The sequence below is a fragment of the Pseudomonas siliginis genome (assembly GCF_024072275.1).
Lineage (GTDB): Bacteria > Pseudomonadota > Gammaproteobacteria > Pseudomonadales > Pseudomonadaceae > Aquipseudomonas > Aquipseudomonas siliginis.
Map to the genome: position 1 here is coordinate 3,409,218 of NZ_CP099598.1, position 18,929 is coordinate 3,428,146.

Sequence of the window (18,929 nt, forward strand, 5' to 3'; positions counted from 1 at the left end):
TAGCCGACAATTGGTTGCCGGCGTCACCCGTACTACCGTTCCAGTGAAACCCACCATTCGTCCCTTCAAATCGGTGGACGTTGCCATTTTGAAAACGGGGGACAGACCACGTTTTACTCCTCCATGTCGCATAGGGTATGGTCCTTGTTCTGCGCGGCCAGCAGGTTCAGGTCATTGCCGGTGTAGACGTCGTTGCCTGCGCAGATCTTACCCGCGATCAAAGTGATGTCACGGCCCGAGCTGGGTTTTACGTCGCCGCCAGCGATTAATTCAACAGCTTTTTAAACGGTGTGGTTGTACTGCTCATGGAGGCGTTTCTTGCCGTCCTCGCTATGGGTTTCGACGTTGTGCTTATCACCGGCCGAGGACATGTTGATGTCGCGCTTGGCCTCGGCGGTAAGGTTGCCGGTAGCTTCGGCGATGGCGACGACGCTGATGTCGCGACCGGCATCGAGCTTCAGGTCACCATCGCGTTATACGCTCGACGCGAATTGAAAGGTGATCTGTCCCCGTTTATCTCCAGGACAATGTTGCCTTTGGCAATCATCTGGGTCTGTCGCAGGGTTTCGTCGGTGTTGGCCCCGACCTTTGGCCGAGACCCACGCGGCGTTGTTATTGGTTTTGGTGTGACTCTCGTCATGCAGATCCTCCACCCCTTCGAAGGTGATGGCGCCGCCGCTGTCGAGGACGAAGCCCTTGTCGCTGTCGAGTTTGGCCACCGGTAATGCTGGTCGCCTTGGCTGATCAGCGACAGGTTGCCGCCGGTCTCGATTTCGCTGCCGACCATTCCCGAAAGAAGCCACACACCGCACTTCTAGATACGCTGAGCTTTCGACTGCCGAACCTGCCAACTCTTTAGTCAGAGGTAGATTCCAGCTCTTTCAAGCTCGCAGAAAAAAAACCTCATACCTTCTCGTATATTATCTGTGTCCTTTCTTAGAACCACGTTACTTTGCGAAGAGGCATTTAGAACAAAAGTATAAATATCGGGCTTCCTTTCACCGTCGATTTTAAATATAAAGAATCCTTCGCATTTTTTTGCCACCAGCTCCATAATCTGAATGAAATCATCCAGATGCACACTATTCATATCTAAAAACCCAAAACGAGCAGCATATTTATCAGAAGGATCACAAGACATCAATCCAGACCTCTCAATGCGTTAGAAATATCTTTAACATCTGTTAATTTCCCTGTAGCAACCTTATCTACGACATTCCATATCACCTGCTTTGGCGGACCATCGACACCGTTTCTTATAATTAGCCGCTCCACAACCTCAACAGCCGTTCGTTTATTCCCATTATCAAACAGATGCCCCCCCTGCGATATCTCTTATAATTGAACCAGCCTTATTAAAGAATCCATCATAATTGCTGGCGTTTGCAATAGCCGTATCCACGCTTCGAAACGATATTGAACCATCAAATTTTGAATTGATGGCGTTTATTTCACCCGCGCTTAGTCCAAATTTGAAACCACCAAGTCCTGCTCCCGATGGAATGCTAGGTGACGAGAGTAGGCCTGGTGTCGAACCTAAGCCGGGAAGAGCTACGTCGTCTAAGGCTCCGATATCCGCCGCACCTTTTGCACCAACCAGAACCTCCTCGGTTTTGCCAACCAATTTGCTCCCAGCCCCGATCCCTCCAGTCAGAATCGTCCCAGCGATTTCCGCATGATCACCCAGCATCGTTTTATGGTGAGAGTTCAGCTCGTCCGTGTGGTTCGAGTCTTGGAAATCCTGAACAATCGCTCGCTCTTCAGCACTTAACCCGCCATTTGCATCGTAGTTTTCAAGCGCCAGCGTTCCCCCTTCAGCGGCGTTCGTCTGACCATTACACTGATCGAAACCCTCGCACTTGAACAGTTCGGATCCACTGGTTTTCGCGCTCAGTTTCGCATAGGTATCCTTCACTTTCTCTCGACAGGCTGCTGGATTTTCGCTCGCTCTACAGCCCTTCAACTCTGTGACGAGATCGTCTACTTGCTGGTGATTCAGGAAGTTGTACTGTGTCGCATTGTTGGCAACCCAAGAGGCGTTTTCCAATGACTCTTGATCAGTATTGCCCAGCGCAGTTGCGGAGAGCACCCCAACAATCTGCGACCCCATGAGCAACAACTCAGGATTGCCCTTGAACCATTTGTTCATCTCACCAACAAGCGCTTCATTCGCACCAGCCGCCAACGCGCCTGTCGCAAAATCCCCGCCGGTCATCTCCGACAACAGCCCACCCACCGCCGCATGAATGATGATTTTGCCCGCTGAGCCATCATCCAGAACGCCCTGCGTGAGATCGCCCACCATGTTGAAGCTGAACGCTGCGACGGTATTGAACAGAGCCGTCTTCAGAACGTCACCGGCACTTGCATCGCCGCCGACTGCCTTGGTGATCAGCGCGGAAGTGCCACCCTGGATGATTTGGCTTCCAGCAAATCTGCCGACGCCCTCCCACATGGCTAACGACGGGCCGAGCAACTTTCCGGTATTCGGATCGTATTTCATACCCGTCAGCTGGTTCAGGTATTCGGCCATCAATCCGGCTGTCACTCCGGAAATCACATAGCCCTTCAGTGCATCGGATGAAGTAACGTCCGCGAAAACCGCTCCAAGGTTTCCGCCGTTATTGATAAAACTGGTCGTGGCATTTGTGGCTGCACCTGTTGCCACAGCGGCGAGGCCTGCGGCCCAGGCGGTGCCCATGCTCGCGCTTAGCGAAGCGAACGCAGCAGGCCCGACAAAGGCAGCCATCACGATCGCAATAATCATCTGCGAAGCCGGGCCAAGCCCCGAGTTGCTGTATTTAAACGACTCGTGAATCTCCTTCACGCGCCGCCAATCAACATCTCCCCGAGCCTCCGCATCCTTCAACCACGCCAGTTGCGGATCAGCCTTGACCATCGCATCAATGGTCTGGCTGACGGACTCCTGACTCACATCCTTGATATCAATCTTCAGCCCATCGACCGCTTTCAGGACGATGTTGCCCTTGGCGATCATCTGCGTCTGGCGCAGGGTTTCGTCGGTGTTGCCGCGACCTTTCGCCGAGACCCACGCCGCGTTGTTGTTGGTTTTGGTATGGCTCTCGTCATGCAGATCCTTCACCCCTTCGAAGGTGATGGCGCCGCCGCTGTCGAGGAGGATGTCCTTGCCGCTGTTGAGTTTGGCCACCTGGTAATGCTGGTCGCCCAGGCTGACCAGAGACAGGTTGCCGCCGGTCTTGATTTCGCTGCCGACGTGGGTGACCTGGGTGACTTCGTCGCGCTGGAGTTTCAGGTTGCCGAAACCGCCCTTCTCCTTCATGTCGTAGAGGGTGTGGTCCTTGTTCTGCGCGGCCAGAAGACTGAGGTCGTTACCGGCGTAGACGTAGGCTTCATTGCCTGCGCTGATTTTGCTCGCGACCAGTGTGGTGTCACGCCCGGAACTGGTTTTTACGTCGCCGCCGGCGATGAACTCAGCGGCTTTCTGAACAGTGTGGTCATCCTGTTCATGGACACGTTTCTTGCCGTCCTTGCTATGGGTTTCGACGTTGTGTTCATCACCGGCCGAGGACATGTTGATGTCGCGCTTGGCCTCCGCAGTGAGTTTGCCGGTGGCTTCGGCGGTGCTGGCGACGACGTTGATGTCGCGACCGGCATCGAGCTTCAGGTCACCATCGCTTTATACGCTCGACGCGAATTGAAAGGTGGTCTGTCCCCGTTTATCTCTAGTGCCTACAGGCAATCCCGAAATCAATTCGTCCCTCGTCAGAGCGGACCCCGACACTCCTTTTGCACCGACTAATTATCAACTATGGGCAATACTCATCCATATAACTGCTCCCTAGTTCTTGCTGCATCGATTTGGCCAGCTCCTCCCCCTCTACTTTATGCCGAAGCTCTGCCTCAGGCGTTGCAAAACAAGAATCGGGCGGGTAGTCGCTGTTGAACGTCGACTGATACTCACCGTCCCACTCACTGACTTTGACCCTCAGCTCTGGAGAAAGGGGCAGATTTTCAATATCAACGTGCCCCATTCTATCCGGATCTGGGCAGAATATCGGCCCGGCCAAATACTCACTCGTTAGTCTTAACCTGATCATGGCAATGGTTTCCAAGAACTGACCGGATTAGCTCGAGCCACGAAGCCGTTTGAGCCAACCCCAACTGCGATGTTTTGCTCAACACCATTATGCGTGATGCGATAAACATTAGCCGAACCATTGGTCCCGACAACTTTCCCACGTTCTAGAGCACTCATTACAACATTTGGAATGTCATCACGTGAGATGCCTTTGCCGATGTCGAGTTTGGCCACCTGGTAATGCTGGTCGCCCAGGCTGACCAGAGACAGGTCGCCGCCGGTCTTGATTTCGCTGCCGACGTGGGTGACCTGGGTGACTTCGTCGCGCTGGAGTTTCAGGTTGCCGAAACCGCCCTTCTCCTTCATGTCGTAAAGGGTGTCGCGACCGGCATCGAGCTTCAGGTCACCATCGCGTTATACGCTCGACGCGAATTGAAAGTTGGTCTGTCCCCCTTTATCTCCCGCGGTAAGCATTTGTCGGTTGCCCACCCTGCCCTCCATACGCCAAATATTGAGCATGAGGGGTAACAATGTGCGAGCGTTCTGATTGTGCATTAACACGGTAGCTTTGCCAGCGATATTCGGCTGGGTGAACTACCATTTTCGCTCTTACCGGATTCATTTCGAAGTACCGATAACAGCACAATAAATTTTTCCCGGCGACAGACCACGTTCTTGGATTACTTTCTAAACGTGGTCTGTCCCATTTATCCTCCATCTTTAATAATCGACTGACTAGGCAAAAGAAATTTATTGTTATTTGCCATTCAACCTTCCTACAAACGCTTCAATCGCATTCGAGATGAGCTCCCCCTCCTCGGGAGAGATTAAAATATTCATGACTTGCTCATCACAAGTGCAGTCATAAATATCAAAACCCGTCCAACCTTCAGACCAAAACTCAACAGTTGCCAGTTTCCCAAAGCCTTCTAACTCTACTCGTTCCAAGTCACCAAAATCTCCGCCTGCGAATTTTGAGCTTTTCACAGTGTAGCCTTTGAGCAAAGGCATAATTTTTTTTTCAAACTGAAAATAATCCATATCCCGCTCACTTTCTATCTAAGATTTTTATATTTTTCACTTCAGGCAGATGTTCTCCGCCCTGCTTTTTCAACAGATACTGCTGAGACTTACTGGCATCTTGGCCAATCATTTTATACCAGCCTTCCTTGCCACCTTGCAACAAACCATTACTTGGAACATCAAATTCGACATACACGGCCCCTTTAGATGCAGCCCCTTTAAAATCAGCCGCACCGTTAATTGAGATGAAAGTTTGCCCTCCTGCGCCCTGTACGACCCTGTTGTTACCTTGCATCTGTAATAGCTCACCTGGGGACATCCATCTCCCTACACGAGTCATACTTACATTATTGATAACTTTTGTTTCGCCGAGCTTCAACAAGCTACCAGCAGCCCCCTTTACACCCTGAAGTACAGATCCGCCAGCCGAGGAGAGCATTAATGAGAGAGCCATCTCGCCCCAATAATCTGGATCGGTCAGCATCATCTCGTAGCTTTCTATTGCTTTGCCCTCTTGTCCGTCCTTTGCGTAAAGCAAAGTGGAAGACAAGTCGAACTGCCACTGCGCAGAGTTTTTGTAAGCATCCTGCATCGCCACTGGCAATGCCACATAAGCTTTGTACTCTAAAGGTTCCATGATCATCCATGGCTTCCCTGAATCATCGAGCAACGTATAGCTGACGATTTTGGAGTCCACATCCATATTCAGAACGAAATTACCAAGAACCTGAGAATTAGTGCCCGCCAGTTTAAGAATTGATGAGCAGCCCACACCCGTTGCGTCGTTTTTGCATGTTTCATACTTTTCAAGGTACTTACCATAGTGTCCTTGATAGTTAAATTTTGTAGCGTTAGCAGTAATCCATGCGCCGTTTTGCAAAGTTTCTGCATCAACATTTTCTTGTGTCGAAGCTGCAAGAACCCCAACAATTTGGGATCCCATGATCAATAGGTCCGGGTTGCCCTTAAACCAATTGTTCATTTCTTTAACGAGGGCCTCATTCGCCCCAGCCGCCAACGCGCCCGTAGCGAAATCCCCACCAGTCATTTCGGACAGCAGTCCGCCGACCGCCGCGTGAATGATGACTTTTGTCGCAGAGCCATCATCCACAACACCCGTCGTAAGGTCACCGACCATGTTGAAGCTGAACGCTGCAACGGTGTTGAAAAGTGCGGTTTGCAGCAAATTGCCAAGGTCAGCATCGCCTCCCACTGCCTTGCTGATAAGCGCAGACGTACTGCCTTGAATAATCTGACTGCCGGCGAATTTACTCACACCTTCCCACGTGGCCAGTGACGGTCCGGCATATTTGCCATTGGGATCAAACTTCACGCCGGTCAATTCATTCAGATACTGCGACATCAAACCGGCCGTCAGCCCCGAAACCACATAGCCCTGCAGCGCATCGGATGAAGTAACGTCAGCGAAAACAGCGCCCAGATCCCCACCGTTATTGATGAAGCTAGTCGTAGCATTCGTAGCCGCTCCGGTAGCCACAGCGGCGAAAGTCGCGGCCCAGAACGTGCCCATCCCACTCAACGCTGTCAGGGCCGCAGGTCCAACAACCGCAGCCATCACGATCGCAATAATCATCTGCGAAGCCGGGCCAAGCCCCGAGTTGCTGTATTTAAACGACTCGTGAATCTCCTTCACGCGCCGCCAATCAACATCTCCCCGAGCCTCCGCATCCTTCAACCACGCCAACTGCGGATCAGCCTTGACCATCGCATCAATGGTCTGGCTGACGGACTCCTGACTCACATCCTTGATATCAATCTTCAGCCCATCGACCGCTTTCAGGACGATGTTGCCCTTGGCGATCATCTGCGTCTGGCGCAGGGTTTCGTCGGTGTTGCCGCGACCCTTGGCCGAGACCCATGCGGCGTTGTTGTTGGTTTTGGTATGGCTCTCGTCATGCAGATCCTTCACCCCTTCGAAGGTGATGGCGCCGCCGCTGTCGAGGAGGATGTCCTTGCCACTGTCGAGTTTGGCCACCTGGTAATGCTGGTCGCCCAGGCTGACCAGAGACAGGTTGCCGCCGGTCTTGATTTCGCTGCCGACGTGGGTGACCTGGGTGACTTCGTCGCGCTGGAGTTTCAGGTTGCCGAAACCGCCCTTCTCCTTCATGTCGTAGAGGGTGTGGTCCTTGTTCTGCGCGGCCAGCAGATTGAGGTCGTTACCGGCGTAGACGTAGGCTTCATTGCCTGCGCTGATTTTGCTCGCGACCAGTGTGGTGTCACGCCCGGAACTGGTTTTTACGTCGCCGCCGGCGATGAACTCGGCGGCTTTCTGAACAGTGTGGTCGTCCTGTTCATGGACACGTTTCTTGCCGTCCTTGCTATGGGTTTCGACGTTGTATTCATCTCCGGCCGAGGACAAATAGATGTTGCGACGGCATCGAGCTGCAGGTCACCGCCGCTTTTACGCTCGACGCGAATTTGAAGGTGGCCTGTCCCCGTTTGTCTCTCGAAAGGTGGTCTTTCCCCATTTATCCGGTCCCCATTTATCCGCTTTTCTTTCAATCGTCGGGAATCTCGATATGAAACGAATCTGCATCAATTTTCAAAGACATCCATCCTGGCCCAGGCAAAACGTTTATTTCACCCTCAAGAAAATACTCACTTGCAGACTTATCGACTTTAGGCCCACTAATAAACTCCTCGACAAACTCATTACCTGAGGAACTCTTTCGATCGAGAGAATATTCATAGATAACTTTTCTCAACACACTCACACCCGAAAAGACCAGCCAGCAGTCACCCACATATTCATGCATTGCGTGCAAACCTTCACTCTTGCTCTCGTATTTGACCCATTCACCACCCTCGCTTCGAGCGTGTAACAAACCATTTACAAGACTCCATTCAACATACTCCACATCTCTAGCGGGATCGTAAATATAATGAACAGGAAAAATACTTTCGCCCTTAGGACACTCATCTTCATCACACTGTACGATCCGAGCGCCATCCGCCGCTGTTACCAACTTCGTTTTTTTCAAGGCTAGGCCTCTTTCGACATAAAGGCGAACTACTCCATTTTCGAGCTCAAAGCCTCCATATACGCAGTCAAATGTGACGAGGGAATCAAACATCGCTGAAACTATCATTTGTCTCCTGTCAGTCCAGACTGAATTAAACCTGAGTACCGTCTGGTAAATTTTTAATCTTATCGGCTATATCGGCTCTGAGCCGCATGCCTTCTACAGCATCGGCAACATATAAATTATCCAAGGAAAAATCACCACCCATTACAAAAGGCACTTTGGGCAGCAAACGCATCCCAGCACGAACTGGACCATTGCGCTTTTGCCACTGATGAGCCAACGGATAGCCTGTCAATACTTCATAGTCGTGCAGAACTACTTCAGCCCAGCTTTCAACATCCGCAGCCAAGTACTCTAACGAGCCAGTTTCCGGATCAAAAATGTAGATACTGCCATCCTTGATACAGAACTGCCCACCAAAGATATCTTCAGCAAAAAAGACACCATTATCGGCTAGACCTTTGTAGCTAGTGCGCCACAGGTCAGCATGATTCCAATCAGATATGCCCATTTCACTTTGGCTGGAGTTGCTTGGAAAAATATGCAGCGCGCCTTCAAAAGCATAGAAGCCATTGCGCTGACGCAGCACATTAAAAAGTTGTTCCGCCGAAGTCCCTGCCATGTTGCGTATTGGCCCAGACAGTTCTGGTTCACGCTCACTCAAGGACGAACTTGCAATCGATAACAACTTATCCAAATTATTCACAATCTAATCTATCACCTCTATTCTAACCTTCGTCCCGTTAGGCAACTCTCTGCATTGAGCGCCAATACAAGCGCCTGGTCAACGTGTCAGGCTTTCCTGCCCCGATGGCATCTTCAATATGTTGCGCCGACTCGGGGAAACGGGGACAGATCACGTTTTGGAATGCGTTTTAAACATGGTCTGTCCCCGTTTATCTGGGTGCTAGGCCGGTGTCAGATCACATCTAGGCCTCTACAATTAACAAGAGACATTCAAACCACAAGCAGAGATAAAATCACGTATCGGTATATCAAGAACGCTACTTTCTCCAGCGGAGAGTACATCTTGCAATGTGACGATGCCTTTTTCAAAGTCTAAAGAAACGTCAAAGCAATTAAACTCGAACGCCCTGAACAGAATGCTCTCTGAGCAAACCCGCTCATCAAAGGCGTTTTTCAAAATAGAGCGAACGCTGTCGTCCAACTCTTGGGCCACAAATCGTTCTATTATCGTGCCGCCACTGCTCATAACCATTCCTAACCAGTACGAGAACGCAGTCTGGATCACACCATCCCGAACATTTATTTTGATTGTCGAGATCGGAGCGCATCAGACGTTTGTTCCAATCACCTTACTTGGGAAAACGGCGGACAGACACGTTTTACTCCTTCATGTCGTAGAGGGTGCGGCCCTTGTTTTGCGCGGCCAGCAGGTTCAGATCATTACCGGCGTAGACGTAGGCTTCGTTGCCTGTGCAGATCTTCCCCGCGACCAGTGTGGTGTCGAGGTCCGGGCTGGTATTTGCGTCGCCGCTGGCGATGAATCAGCAGCTTCCTGAAAAGAGTGGTCGTCCTCTTCATGGACGCGTTTCTTGCCGTGCCTGCTGTGGATTTCGACGTTGTGTTCATCACCGGCCGAGACAGGGAGATATCGCGCTTGGCCTCGGCGGTAAGGTTGCCGGTAGCTTCGGCGATGGCGACAACGTTGATGTCGCGACCGGCATTGAGCTTCAGGTCGCCACCGCTTTTACGCTGGACGAGAATTGAAAGGTGGTCTGTCCCCGTTTATCTCCTCCATTTGTTGTGAATAACGCTTTTCTAATCTTTCAGCAGACCTTTGAACTCCATCGCGTTCATCTGGAAAGTAAGCAGAATAAACATCAGCTGCAATTTTCATCAGAGAAACGTAGTCAGCCACAGGTATGCTAGAAGTTAACGCTTCCCCCAAGAAGAAACTTACCTCATTGAATTCTTCTGGATCGTCCCAATCCTGATCAAGCGAGTAAAAAAAACCTTCAGCCACTGAGAACCCATGTCCCTGCGAAGCGTCGTAGATAAACGCAGGAAAATTAGTCCTCCCTCTTACGATAGAAGCCTCAATTAACTCGTAAAGACCCTCATAATCTGCGTCAGTTGAAGAAAATGATTCCTTGAGAACCTCTAACCAAACCAAATCAGCCATTATTTCGTCCTCGGCGGCATAGTAATAAATGAGTTTGTTATATCTCCAGTTTTGCTATCACGCGTCACTTGAAAGTAATAACCATCAACTTTGATACTGGCCTCCCTCATGGCTGGATTAGCTCTGAACAAAGAGCCAGCTTCGACTGCCGCCCTGCTCGACATATCAGCCACCTTGATATCTGACAGAATTTTCGAATCATAAGTTGTTTTGGTGGATTTGGACTTGTATCCACCGACCAACTCGCCCCGAGTGTTAGTTTTAGGCAACTGATAACTATACTCCACAAGGCCAGGATAACGGACATCCGTAGTTTTATTGGAGATTTTTGCCCCAGTTTTTTCAACCGACTCCAAGAAGGCATCGCTGTTATGAGCACCAGAAATCGTCCCCGCCTTACTATTACGCACGCCAATCTGGGTGTTATGACTAAGAACTTTCTCGCCAAAATCTTTCAAAAATGTAGAGGTTGCCTGACCTCCAACGGTGGCTGCCCCCTCTGAACCTATCGCTGCCGGCCTAACGACTGCCGCAATCTGCTCAGCCGTTAGCTTAGCCCCAGTTTTCGCTTCGATCTCCATCAAACCGCGGAGATCACTCAGTTCCTTGGCTGCGGCCCCACCTGCTGTGGCCCCTAACCCCACGGGAAGTGCCTCCGACATTCCTGCCTCAGCGGTCCAGATCGCGACTTCGTTCGCGCACAGCACTGGGTTTGCTGCACAAGTAGCTGCACCTCTCGTGGCCAACTGTCCAAGCAAACCAATCGCTTCCGGCGCAAGAGCAATAATTCCCGCTGCAGCCAACAATTTCACCGCATTAGCCGGATCCCCTTTCGGAAGGTGGTCGAGGACCGCTCGCGTCCTAGCGTTGGTCGAGTCGGCGATATTGCTATGAAGGAATTGATCTGTGATCCCCGAATCGTCATTTTCCCAAAGTTTATTTAATGCAAGAGAGCCTTCATCAATCTCAGCCTTGATCTGCGCGCAATCGCCGGTCGCCCAACAGTTATTGAGCCGCGCCGTGTTATCCGCATCACGCTTGGCAAACTCAGCTCGAACAGCATCACAGTTGTCTTTACACTCCTTAAGCGCTTTCTCGAGGTCTTTTACATCCTGGTGATTCAGGAAGTTGTACTGTGTCGCGTTGTTGGCAACCCAAGAAGCGTTTTCCAATGACTCTTGATCAGTATTGCCCAGCGCAGTTGCGGAGAGCACCCCCACTATCTGCGACCCCATGAGCAACAACTCGGGATTGCCCTTGAACCATTTGTTCATCTCACCAACAAGCGCTTCATTCGCACCAGCCGCCAACGCGCCTGTCGCAAAATCCCCACCGGTCATCTCCGACAACAGCCCACCCACCGCCGCATGAATGATGATTTTGCCCGCTGAGCCATCATCCAGAACGCCCTGCGTGAGATCGCCCACCATGTTGAAGCTGAACGCCGCGACGGTATTGAACAGAGCCGTCTTCAGAACGTCACCGGCACTTGCATCGCCGCCGACTGCCTTGGTGATCAGCGCGGAAGTGCCACCCTGGATGATTTGGCTTCCAGCAAATCTGCCGACGCCCTCCCACGTGGCTAACGACGGGCCGAGCAACTTTCCGGTATTCGGATCGTATTTCATACCCGTCAGCTGGTTCAGGTATTCGGCCATCAATCCGGCTGTCACTCCGGAAATCACATAGCCCTTCAGTGCATCGGATGAAGTAACGTCCGCGAAAACCGCTCCAAGGTTTCCGCCGTTATTGATAAAACTGGTCGTGGCATTTGTGGCTGCACCTGTTGCCACAGCGGCGAGGCCTGCGGCCCAGGCGGTGCCCATGCTCGCGCTTAGCGAAGCGAACGCAGCAGGCCCGACAAAGGCAGCCATCACGATCGCAATAATCATCTGCGAAGCCGGGCCAAGCCCCGAGTTGCTGTATTTAAACGACTCGTGAATCTCCTTCACGCGCCGCCAATCAACATCTCCCCGAGCCTCCGCATCCTTCAACCACGCCAGTTGCGGATCAGCCTTGACCATCGCATCAATGGTCTGGCTGACGGACTCCTGACTCACATCCTTGATATCAATCTTCAGCCCATCGACCGCTTTCAGGACGATGTTGCCCTTGGCAATCATCTGCGTCTGGCGCAGGGTTTCGTCGGTGTTGCCGCGACCCTTGGCCGAGACCCATGCGGCGTTGTTGTTGGTTTTGGTATGGCTCTCGTCATGCAGATCCTTCACCCCTTCGAAGGTGATGGCGCCGCCGCTGTCGAGGAGGATGTCCTTGCCGCTGTCGAGTTTGGCCACCTGGTAATGCTGGTCGCCCAGGCTGACCAGAGACAGGTTGCCGCCGGTCTTGATTTCGCTGCCGACGTGGGTGACCTGGGTGACTTCGTCGCGCTGGAGTTTCAGGTTGCCGAAACCGCCCTTCTCCTTCATGTCGTAGAGCGTGTGGTCCTTGTTCTGCGCGGCCAGCAAATTGAGGTCGTTACCGGCGTAGACGTAGGCTTCATTGCCTGCGCTGATTTTGCTCGCGACCAGTGTGGTGTCACGGCCGGAACTGGTTTTTACGTCGCCGCCGGCGATGAACTCAGCTGCTTTCTGAACAGTGTGGTCATCCTGTTCATGGACACGTTTCTTGCCGTCCTTGCTATGGGTTTCGACGTTGTGTTCATCACCGGCCGAGGACATGTTGATGTCGCGCTTGGCCTCGGCGGTGAGGTTGCCGGTGGCTTCGGCTGTGCTGGCGACGACGTTGATGTCGCGACCGGCATCGAGCTTCAGGTCGCCGCCGGTTTTCACTGTCGACGCGAGGTTTTCCACCGTGGTGGTAATGACTGAGCGATGGCCGCCATCGAACGATTCGTGGAGTTCGTCTTCGTCGCGTGTCGCCAACAGGTTGATGTCGCGCGCTGCACTCAGGCTGGCGTCACCGCCGCTGCTGATGGCAGACGCGTTGGTCAGATCCTGTCCGGACTTGATGGTCAGGCTGTCGCGGGCGCTGATGATGCTGCCGTCGTCGACGAGGGTGCGCATGCCGTTGCCATCACGCACCGCGATGGCGGTGCGATCGTTGACGATATCGCCCTTGAGTGTCGTCAGTTCGACCTGATTGCCACGGATTTCGCCGGCCAGTGCGTTGCGAATGCTGTCGGTGGCCATGAGTTTGATGCGCTCATCGGCTTCCACCAGACCGCCCTGATAGAGGCTGCCCTTGACGTCGACGGACACGTCGTTGCTGGCCTTCAATGTGCCGACGTTGACCAGATCGCTACCGGCCAGCATTTCCAGATCTCGGCCCTGAATCAGGCTGCCACCGCGCACGTTGCGCGACTCGGCCTGCGCCAGATACAACACCGGCACCAGCACTTTCTGGCCGTCGACGATGCGCTCTTCCATCCAGACAATGTCGTGGGTCAGCGCAGCGACCTGCGCCGAGGTCAGGCTGACGCCGACAGAGAGGTTCAGTTGGTTTTTGCTGGCGAGAGCGTTATCCATCAGATAACGAAATTGCTCGTAGTCGTTCTCCAGTCCACCGGCGAGAAAACGCTGGCCGGTCTGGGCCATGACGGCGTCGCTGATCAGCCGCGATTCATAGCGACCGTCACCGAGGCGACGCGCCGCTTCGTCGGCGCTGAAGTCGAGCTTGCCGAGCAGGTAGTCGGAGCTCATGAAGGCCGTCGTCTGGGTCAGCTCCGGATTGGTTTCGATCAGATAACGGCTCTGCGGATTCGTGCTTTGCACGAACATGCCGTACGGGCCTTTCGGCAACCGGAAGGTCGAGGAAGCCGTCGGGTCGACTGCGGCGAACGGCACACCTTTGAAGTCCACCGGTGTGAAGCTGATCTGCTTCACGCCATCGGCGTCGACATGCTCGATACGGGTAACGGATCTGGAGGTTTGGGCGACAGCGTCGGTGCTATGTTTGCCCAGGTTGATGTTGATGCCGCCGACCGCGTCAGTCTGGTCGCTGGCCAGAGAACCTGTCAGTTGACCATAAGTGTTGTCGTATAGCGTGCCGTTCTGGATGCTGTTGGTGACGTCGAGCTTGACCTTGCCGCCGGCCTGCATCACCGCAGCGTAAACGGCGTTGCCGTTTGCATTCCAGGTGGTGACGTCACTCATCAAAGAGAATCGCGAATCACTGGAGCGACTGATCAGTTCATCGAACCGCGCCTGATCGAAGTTGCCGGCCGCGGTAGCCGCGTTGAACGCCGGAACATCGACGAACTCCATCTTGTCCCAGAGGCTGTTGTCGATACGCCCTGGGGTGCCCCTTTTCACCACGCGCGTCCCCGAACGCGACTCCCCGCCCTGGTTCAGCAGGCTGTCAGCCGTCACGGTCAGGTCGCCGTTGGCGGCCAGCAGGCTGTAACGGTTTTCAACCTGGTTGGCGTGGATGGTGAAGTTCTTGCCTGCCACGAATCGCGCCGCGCGCGAGTCCTTGAGCACCTCGTCGTTGAATTGGGTAGTGATGGTGATGGTGCCGCGCTTCCAGCCATCACCACCATCGCAGTGCTGACCGCACACCCAGCTCAAACTGCCGGACGACTGACCGGAAGTCAGCTCGAACTCGGCTTTGGCATTTTCGAAGGAAACCGCGTTGATGTCGACGTCACCCTCGCCTTCGATGGTGCCCGACAAATTGCTGAACAACGCCGCGCGCGCGCCATCGACAGCGTCGAAGCTCATGTTGCCGCGGCTGTAAATATCGCCGTAATAGTTATTCAGGCTGTTGCCGTGCAGCTTCATCGTGCCGCCGCTGAACAGCAGCGTGTCGGCATCGTTGTAGAGACCGTTGGCGGCGGTGAATTCGAGATCGCCTTGGGCGCCGAGGGTACCTTTGTTATTGATCCGTGCCGCCGTCACCGTGAGGTTCTGATTGGCGATCAGGCGACCGAGATTGTCCAGTGTGCCGCGCAAGGTCATCACGGTGTCGCCGCCGCTGACCAGTCGCCCGTCCTGCTGGATCACGTCGTTGGCGCTGATCGTGAGTTTCTGCTGCGCGGAGACTTTGCCGCTGTTGAGCAGATTGCCGCCGAGGGTCAGCGCCAGATCGCCGCCGCTGAGCAATTGTCCGGCATTGTTCAGGTTGGCCACGTTGAGGCTGAGCGCCGAAGCACTGGCGATCCGTTCGCCAGCATTGAGCGTCAGGTTCTGCGCACTGGTGTAGGTCAGCCCGCCGTTCAGTTGCCAGGTACCAACACCGTTGACCGAGCCGACATCCCATACACCATTGCCCAGCCCGGTGAGACTGCCCTGGTTGTTGGCCAGTTGGCTCACATCCAGGTCGAAAAGGCCCTGCGCCGCGTGGCGCACATTGCCGCTGAAGTTATTGATTTCGGCACCCGACAGCAGCAGGTCCTGACTGCCGATTTCGATCACGCCGCTCTGGTTGTTCAGATTGCCGGTCAGCTTGATCTGACTCGCAGCGCCACCGAGGGCGCGGAGCTGACCACCGGCGCTGTTATCCAAGCCGTGGGCAGTCAGCTTGAGGCTGTTTGCCGATTCGATCAGGCCGCCCTGATTGAGGACCTGCCCGACGGCTTCGAGCCCCAGCTGATTACCGCTGATCTCGCCGCTGGTGTTGTCCAGGCTGGCACCAGTGAAGATCACCTGATCCTTGCCGAACATCTTGCCGGCGCGGTTAGCCAGGCGCGTCACGGTCAGCGTCAAGTCATCAATCAGGCTGGAAATCAGCCCGGCTTTGCCGCTGGCTGCACTGTTGTCGAGGTCGGCACTGTTGATGCTCACCGAGTCGGCTTGCAGCGTGCCGCCCTGGTTTTGCAAATTGCCGTTGTTCAGCGCCAGTTCGGCATGGCTGCCGTTGGCCAGAATCACACCTTGCTGATTGAGCAGTGTTTTGCCAGTAATCTTCAGGCCGTCGCTGCCAGCGATGATCTGCCCGGCAGCGTTGTTGTTGATCCAGGCGCTATTGATGTCCAGGCGCTTGCCTTGCAGGGTGCCGCCCCGGTTATCCAGCGAGGTCAGTTGATCAAGGAGCAAGCGCTGTGCGCCAGCATCGACCAGACCGGTGACGTTGCTGAAAACTCCGGCAATGTTGAGGACGACATCGCCGCCATTACCGACGATGCCGCCCTTGTCGTTGTTGCCAAGTTGTTTGGCATTGATGTCGATAGCGTTGCCGAGCAGGACACCGGCGCTGTTTTCGATCTCGTCACCGTCGATGTGCAACTGACCTTCGCTCTGAATCCGGCCCTGTTGATTCAGCAGTTGCGACTGGCTTGGTGCAGTTTGCTTGAGGATCAACCGCGCGCCATCGGCACCTGCGGCCAACAACCCGTTGGCACGGTTATCAAGAATGGCCGCGTGCAACTCCAGGCCGTCGGCGATCATCCGCCCGCCACGGTTGTCGACGTATCCGTCCTTGGCCACCACCAGCAATTGCCGGGCGGCGACTACACCGCCACGGTTATCGACAGAGCTGGCACGCAGTTCCACATCGCCTTTGATGGATTGCAGACGGCCCAATGCGTTGTTCAAGTGCTGCTGGACGAGGAGCGTCAGTTGCCCGGTTTCGGCGCTGAGCGTGCCGTCGTTGTTGCCGATCAGATTGCGCAGGTTTGCGTCGACGATGCCGCCCAAAAGTTGGCCGCTGGCGTTTTGCAGATCCTGCGCGGTCAGGCTCAGGCGATCGGTTCCCTGGATCAGGCCAAGGCTGTTATCCAGGTCTGCACTGGAAACCACGCTGTCATCGGACGAAATCGTGCCTTGCGTATTATCCAGCGTGCCGCGACCGGCCACCTCGAGGGTTTTGCCCGTCAGACTTGCGTTGCGGTTGTTGATGCTCTGCGCAGTGACGGTCAAGCGATCCGAAGTCTGGACCTTGCCGTCGTGGTTATCGAAATCCTGCATCAGCGTCAGATCAGCAGCACCGTTTTCCGCGCTGATCACACCCTTGGCGCTGTTATCAAGGCGAGTGGCCGTGACGAGAATGTCGTCGGCTGCCAGCGTCCCACCCTGATTGAGCAACTCCCCTCCCGACAGTGCCAGTGTGGTTTTCGCCTGGATCTTGCCCGCGCCGTTATTCAGACGTTCGCGGGCGACAACCTTGGCCTCACCGTCGCTGGCGCCGATCAGGCCGCCGCTGTTGTCCAGTTGACGGGCGTCCACGTCGAGGCGACCGGCGATCACTTTGCCGCCGGTGTTTTTTACCTCCTGAGCATTGAGCTTGAGGCTGCCGCCGGCGATTTCGATACGACCCTGACGGTTGTCGATGCTGTCGACCACCAGTGTTGCCGCTTGCCCATCGGCGAAGCGAATCAGGCCGCTGAGGTTGACGATGGCCGGCGCGCTCACGACTAGACGGGTTTCACCATAAACACGCGCATTCACACCTTGGTTGACCAGGCGCGCCGCGTTCAAAGTGATGTCTTGAGCCTGCACGGTACCGTTCTGGTTCTCGAACGTTGCGGCTGCGCTGGCGGTCAGGGTCCGGCTGGCCAACACGCTGCCACTGTTGCTCACCGAAGCACTGTTGATCGACAGATCACCCTTGGCGTTGCGGCTGTTGTCTGCGTTCACCCCGGCTTCAATCACACCAGCGTTGGTCAGCCTGCCGCCGCTGCTCAGGCTGACGCTGTCACGGGCAGCGAGGCTTTGGCGATTGATCAGGTCTTCGGCGGTTTGTACGGTGACCTGCGTACCGGCATAAACCGCGCCCTGGGCATCGAGACTTTTGGCCTTTACATCGACGGCATTACCCGCCGTGACTTTAGCCAGGGTCAGCTGGCCATTGGCGTCGATCCGGATGTCACCGGCGCTGGCGGCAAGATCCCCCGCCAGCTTCACACCAACGCCCTGCTCGGTGCCGACCAGTTTGATTGCACCGGCATACATGCCGCCGAGCGCCGAGGAGTCGATGGCCAGTTGTGGTCTGGCGCTGCCGTCATCGGCACGGGCGGTGGCACTGAGCGTGTCGGCGTTGACGTCGTTGCGGCCGGTGGTGATGTTCAGGTTTTTTGCGTGGATCTGTGCATTGATCTGCGCACTGCGAGTAATGATTTCGAAACTGTCGACGTTGCTCGCATCAAGACCGACGCCGTCAATCGACACGCTTCCCTGATCAACCTGAAAGCGCTCCAGGCGACCATTGTCGAGCACCGGCTTACCGGTGGTCAGCGTGACACGTGGCGTGTTGATGAAACCGCAACCGTTGCAACTGATGCCGTAAGGATTGGAAACGATCACCCGTGCCGATTGCCCTGCGACTTCGGTGTAGCCGCGCAACTGGCTCGGGCTGCCGCCATTGACTTCGTTGAGGATGGTTTGTGCCGCTGCGCCACGCAGGTTCGGGTTGCCGAGAATGATCCCGCCCAGTTGCGTCTGTTGCATGCGGTCGGTGGCGTTGTTGAGGATGACGCCTTGCGCACCGACGTTGTAGTCGTGGAACTGGTTATGCGACAGGCCACTGCCATTGGGCGCTGCGATGTTGACGATTGGCACGCCATTGCCGGCGCGATCCAGACTGGTGCCGGGTGCACTGACAACGATGCCGTCCGCCTGCGCCCACACCGGTTGCCAGAACATGACGTTCGCCAGCAAAAAGGCCAGACCACGCTTGGGCATGCCGCAGAATTGCTCGCGCTTTTTTACGGCCGCAGAAGGTTGGCTGGCCAGGAAGGCCAGGTGGCGAATGTCCATAT

8 protein-coding genes and 4 pseudogenes are annotated in these 18,929 nt (G+C 54.6%); 1 reads left to right on the forward strand and 11 read right to left on the reverse strand.

Annotated features, from left to right (window positions below; genetic code table 11):
• Nucleotides 1-508: 508 nt before the first annotated feature.
• From NF676_RS27770 to NF676_RS15675, 9 genes and pseudogenes are all read right to left on the reverse strand, one after another.
• Nucleotides 509-784: pseudogene (locus NF676_RS27770) on the reverse strand (hypothetical protein); the annotation flags it as partial.
• Nucleotides 785-1,306: 522 nt separating this feature from the next.
• A pseudogene (locus NF676_RS15645) lies at nt 1,307-3,652 on the reverse strand (DUF637 domain-containing protein); the annotation flags it as partial.
• A gap of 136 nt (nt 3,653-3,788) precedes the next feature.
• Nucleotides 3,789-4,079 carry an immunity protein CdiI family protein gene (locus tag NF676_RS27895; RefSeq protein WP_488656664.1) on the reverse strand — a complete coding sequence of 97 codons (291 nt, stop codon included), beginning with the start codon at nt 4,077-4,079 and terminating at the stop codon, nt 3,789-3,791.
• Nucleotides 4,076-4,438: pseudogene (locus NF676_RS15650) on the reverse strand (hypothetical protein); the annotation flags it as partial. The gene NF676_RS27895 and the pseudogene NF676_RS15650, both read right to left, overlap by 4 nt.
• 378 nt (nt 4,439-4,816) lie before the next feature.
• On the reverse strand, nt 4,817-5,101 hold the full coding sequence (locus NF676_RS15655) for a hypothetical protein (protein WP_252886356.1): 285 nt from the start codon (nt 5,099-5,101) through the stop codon (nt 4,817-4,819).
• A gap of 7 nt (nt 5,102-5,108) precedes the next feature.
• Nucleotides 5,109-7,478 (reverse strand): annotated as a pseudogene (locus tag NF676_RS15660) (TreTu family toxin); the annotation flags it as partial.
• A gap of 124 nt (nt 7,479-7,602) precedes the next feature.
• Nucleotides 7,603-8,193 carry a hypothetical protein gene (locus tag NF676_RS15665; protein ID WP_150635064.1) on the reverse strand — a complete coding sequence of 197 codons (591 nt, stop codon included), beginning with the start codon at nt 8,191-8,193 and terminating at the stop codon, nt 7,603-7,605.
• A 25-nt stretch (nt 8,194-8,218) separates the two neighbouring features.
• Nucleotides 8,219-8,836 (reverse strand): SMI1/KNR4 family protein, encoded by a 618-nt coding sequence (locus tag NF676_RS15670; protein WP_224787207.1) that lies wholly within the window; start codon nt 8,834-8,836, stop codon nt 8,219-8,221.
• 237 nt (nt 8,837-9,073) lie between these two features.
• A complete protein-coding gene (locus NF676_RS15675; RefSeq protein WP_016775048.1) occupies nt 9,074-9,343 on the reverse strand; it encodes a hypothetical protein in 270 nt (89 codons plus the stop codon).
• A gap of 224 nt (nt 9,344-9,567) precedes the next feature.
• On the opposite strand from NF676_RS15675, the gene NF676_RS15680 reads away from it, so the two are divergent.
• Nucleotides 9,568-9,861: a hypothetical protein gene (locus NF676_RS15680; RefSeq protein WP_162098751.1), complete on the forward strand. Its 294-nt coding sequence runs from the start codon at nt 9,568-9,570 to the stop codon at nt 9,859-9,861.
• On the opposite strand, the gene NF676_RS15685 is transcribed toward NF676_RS15680, so the two are convergent.
• Both NF676_RS15685 and NF676_RS15690 read right to left on the reverse strand, forming a co-directional pair.
• Nucleotides 9,842-10,276: a hypothetical protein gene (locus NF676_RS15685; protein ID WP_016775049.1), complete on the reverse strand. Its 435-nt coding sequence runs from the start codon at nt 10,274-10,276 to the stop codon at nt 9,842-9,844. The two genes, NF676_RS15680 and NF676_RS15685, sit on opposite strands and share 20 nt — an antisense overlap.
• Nucleotides 10,276-18,927: a two-partner secretion domain-containing protein gene (locus NF676_RS15690; RefSeq protein WP_252886357.1), complete on the reverse strand. Its 8,652-nt coding sequence runs from the start codon at nt 18,925-18,927 to the stop codon at nt 10,276-10,278. The genes NF676_RS15685 and NF676_RS15690 overlap by 1 nt, the downstream gene beginning before the upstream one ends.
• Nucleotides 18,928-18,929 lie beyond the last annotated feature (2 nt).